At 74.0% G+C, this 3,682-nt stretch carries 4 protein-coding genes and 1 pseudogene; 1 reads left to right on the top strand and 4 read right to left on the bottom strand.

Annotated elements, in window-relative coordinates:
- Window positions 1-301 (bottom strand): PIG-L deacetylase family protein (locus G3I65_RS23275; RefSeq protein ID WP_160697992.1); only part of this gene is annotated, 301 nt, incomplete at its 3' end.
- A 35-nt stretch (window positions 302-336) separates the two neighbouring features.
- On the opposite strand from G3I65_RS23275, the gene G3I65_RS23270 reads away from it, so the two are divergent.
- Window positions 337-1,089, top strand: a complete 753-nt coding sequence (locus G3I65_RS23270) for a class I SAM-dependent methyltransferase (protein ID WP_309235648.1) — start codon at window positions 337-339, stop codon at window positions 1,087-1,089.
- On the opposite strand, the gene G3I65_RS23265 is transcribed toward G3I65_RS23270, so the two are convergent.
- The 3 genes and pseudogenes from G3I65_RS23265 to G3I65_RS23255 all read right to left on the bottom strand — a co-directional run.
- Window positions 1,076-1,843 carry a polyprenol monophosphomannose synthase gene (locus tag G3I65_RS23265; RefSeq protein WP_160697991.1) on the bottom strand — a complete coding sequence of 256 codons (768 nt, stop codon included), beginning with the start codon at window positions 1,841-1,843 and terminating at the stop codon, window positions 1,076-1,078. The two genes, G3I65_RS23270 and G3I65_RS23265, sit on opposite strands and share 14 nt — an antisense overlap.
- A gap of 26 nt (window positions 1,844-1,869) precedes the next feature.
- Window positions 1,870-3,483, bottom strand: coding sequence for an apolipoprotein N-acyltransferase (lnt, locus tag G3I65_RS23260; RefSeq protein ID WP_160697990.1), 1,614 nt, complete (start codon window positions 3,481-3,483; stop codon window positions 1,870-1,872).
- An 11-nt stretch (window positions 3,484-3,494) separates the two neighbouring features.
- Window positions 3,495-3,682, bottom strand: a pseudogene (locus G3I65_RS23255) (amidohydrolase); the annotation flags it as partial.

Genomic DNA, 3,682 nt, shown 5'->3' with positions numbered 1-3,682 from the left:
GCCGGTGCGCGGCCTCCTCGGTGTCCGCGCGGGCGAAGCGCTGCCGTCCGGGCGGGTCCGCGTACAGCACCGGCCCGTGCCCGCTGTCGGCGTAGCCCAGGTGCACGACGCGCCGCACGCCGAGGATGGCCGCCGCGGCCTCCAGCTCACCCCAGCGGGGTGTCGGGTGCTCGGCGGCCATGCCGTTGGTGGCCACGACGACCACCACCCGGTGCCCGTCGGCCGCGGCGCGGGCCAGGGTGCCGCCGCTGAGCAGGACGGGGTCGTCCGCGTGCGCGTGGAAGGCCACGATGGTCGTCATCGGCCCCATGATGGCCGAGAACGGGAGAAGATGACGTGAGTGAACACCGGGCCCGGTTCGCGGCGATCTTCGACGAGGAGGTCCGCAGGCACAACGAGCGGTTCCGGGCGGTGGCCGCCGTCCGGCCCGGCGAGGACGTCCTCGACGTCGGCTGCGGCACCGGCGAGTCCACCCGCGAAGCGGCCGCGGCGGGCGCCACCGCGCTCGGCGTCGACCTCTCCGCGCCGGCCATCGCCAAGGCCCGCGAGCTCGGCGGCGCGGTGTTCGAGGTCGCCGACGTGCAGACGCACCCGTTCCCGGCAGTCGCGTTCGACGTCGTGCTGTCGCGGTTCGGCGCGATGTTCTTCCCCGACCCGCCCGCGGCCTTCGCCAACCTCGCCCGCGCGCTGCGGCCCGGCGGCCGCCTGGTGCTGCTCGTGTGGCAGGACCGCGACCGCAACGAGTGGTACGCGGTCCTGCGCGACGCACTGGCCCCGGGTGCCGAGCCACCGCCGCCCGGGCCGCACTTCTCCCTCGGCGACCCCGGCCGCACCCGGGCGCTGCTCGAGGGCGCCGGCTTCACCGGTGTCGAGTGCACCGAGGTGCGCGAACCGGTCTGCTACGGCCCGGACGCCGCCACGGCGACCGAGTTCGCCCTCGGCCTGCTCGACGTCAAGCAGCTGCTCCGTGAGGGAGACGAGCAGGCCGTGACGCGCCTGCGGGACGCCTTCGCCGCGCACGAAACCCCCGAAGGGGTGCTCCTCGGGGCGCGGACGTGGCTAGTGACCGCCCGGCTCAGCCGCGCTTGACCAGCCGCCGCACCTGGTGCCAGCGGCGCTCCGCGCCCCACTTCGCCACCCGCAGGAACGCCTCGCGGATGATCGAGCCGCTCATCTTCGACTCGCCGATCTCGCGCTCGGTGAACGTGATCGGCACCTCGACGATCTCGAAGCCCGCGTCCGCGGTGCGCACGGTCAGGTCGATCTGGAAGCAGTAGCCGTGCGAGTTGACCTCGTCCAGGGCCAGCTTCTCCAGCACCGGGCGGCGGTAGGCGCGGAACCCGGCGGTGATGTCGCGCACCCGCATGCCCAGCGCGAGCTGCGAGTAGACGTTCGCGCCGCGCGAGAGGACCTGGCGGTTGAGCGGCCAGTTCACGACGGCGCCGCCCGGCACGTACCGGGAGCCGATCGCCAGGTCGGCGTCACCGACGGCGTCCAGCAGACGCGGCAGGTCCTCCGGCGCGTGCGAGCCGTCGGCGTCCATCTCGACGATCGTGTTGTACTCGCGCGCCAGGCCCCACCGGAACCCGGCGATGTAGGCGGCGCCGAGGCCGGCCTTTTCGGTGCGGTGCATGACGTGGACGTGGTCGTTCGCGGCCGCGCGCTCGTCGGCCAGCTCGCCGGTGCCGTCCGGGCTGCCGTCGTCCACCACGAGCACGTGCACGTCCGGGAGTGCCTTGTGCAAGCGATCCAGGATCGGGCCGAGGTTCTCCCGTTCGTTGTACGTCGGGATCACCACCAGCACCGGATCGATTTCCCGGGCCCCCCGCGGCGCCTGCGACATCCGTGCTCCTCCGATATCCGCGGCGGTCAGTCCGCCGCTTCCCCTGCTGCCGTGCCGGCGCTCGCGCGCCGGGTGCGAAAACGGAGTACGAGCCCGCCGGCCACCCCGGCGATCGCCAGTGCCAGCAGCCCGTACTCCGTCCACGCACCGAGTCGATCCGACAGCGTAGTCTGCGTCCGCAGCGGGACGCGCCCGACCAGGGAATCCGCGGTGAAAAGGCCCGTTGAGCTGGTCACCGTCCCGTCGGGGGCGACGATCGCGCTCACCCCTGAGACGGCGGACACCACGACGGCCCGGCCGTGCTCGACCGCCCGCAGCCGGGACATGGCCAGCTGCTGCACGCTCATCTCGCTCTCGCCGTACCAGGCGTTGTTGGTCGGCACCACGAGCACTTCGGCCCCGTCGCGGACGGCGTCGCGGGCCGGGTAGTCGAACGCGGCCTCGTAGCAGACGAACACGCCGACCTTGGTGCCCGCGACGGCCAGCGTCTGGTTCGTGCCGTCGCCGGGGAGCATGTCGACGGTCTCGGAGTCGAGGAACGGCGTGACGAGCTCGGCGACCTTGCGGGCCGGGACGTACTCGCCGAAGGGCACCAGCTGCTGCTTGGCGTAGCGCTGCCCGGGGCCGGTGCGCGGGTCCCAGGCGATGACGGAGTTCTGGATGTGCCCGTCGGGCAGCTCGTAGAGCGCGCCGATCAGCGCGGGGACGCCGAAGTTCGCGACGAGCTGGTCGACCTGCGGGTCGGGGCCGGTGACGGTGGTGGCGCTCTCCGGCCACAGCACCAGGTCCGGCTTGGGGACCCGCCCGGCGCGGACGGCGTCCCGGAGCCGTTGGCTCTCGGCGATCGTGTTGCGGCGCAGCAGGACCCGCTCCCCCTGCAGCGCGAGGCCGATGTCGGGCGCGTTGCCCTGGATGGTCGCGATGGTGCGTTCGCCGTCCTGGGCATCGGTGCCGATCGCGGGCCACAGCGCGAGCCCGGCCAGGACCGGCAGCACCGTGCCGAGCGCGGCGAGGACGGCCGGGCGCGTGAGCTTGCGGGACTCCCACAGGCGGGCGGCGAGCGCGGCCAGCGCGAAGCCGGTGCCGACGACGGCGAGGCCGACCAGCGGGGCGCCACCGATCGAGGCGAGCGGCAGGAAGGCGCCTTCGGGCTGGCTGAACGCGACCCGGCCCCAGGGGAACCCTCCGAAGGGGAACCAGGCGCGCGGGGTCTCCAGCGCGATGAACACCAGCGCGCCCCACAGCGGCGCGAGCGGCAGGCGCGCCACGAGGGTGATGAGGCCGCCCGCGAGGCCGTAGTAGAGCGCCAGCGCGAACGACAGGCCCAGCCAGGGCCACGGGCCGAAGTCCGGGCCGAGGAAGTCCAGCAGCCACGTGAGCAGGGGCAGGAAGAACACGAACCCGAACGCGAAGCCGTAGCCGAACGCGCCGCGGAAGCTCCGCCCGCGCAGCACGAGGGCGAACCCGGCGAACGCGAGCGGGGCGAGCCACCACAGCGGGCGCGGGGCGAAGCTGAGGTAATAGGCGAAGCCGGACACCAGCGCCGCGGCCAGCCGCAGGAGCCACGCGCGGGGGAAACGCCGGGTCCGCGGGGGTTGGTGCGGGGTGCCCGGTTCGGGGTCCGCCACGGTGACTGCCACGGCTGACAACTCTAGGTGATGGCGTCGTGGAGGACTTCACCCGCGCGGACCGTCCGCAGGCAGGCCGGCAGCGCGGCGTCCGGTTCGAGCCTCGGCAGCGGCGGCACCCCGGCGCGCGGGTCGGTGGACCAGCGCTGCACGCGGGTGTCCGGGGTGGCCACGACGAGGTCGGTGGCGTCCCAGATCGCGTAGTGCGCCG

Source organism: Amycolatopsis sp. SID8362 (assembly GCF_010550475.1).
In the GTDB taxonomy this organism is placed as follows: Bacteria; Actinomycetota; Actinomycetes; order Mycobacteriales; family Pseudonocardiaceae; genus Amycolatopsis; species Amycolatopsis eburnea.
The sequence above is the reverse complement of the archived record's forward strand: the minus strand, read 5'-3'. Positions and strand labels throughout refer to the sequence as shown.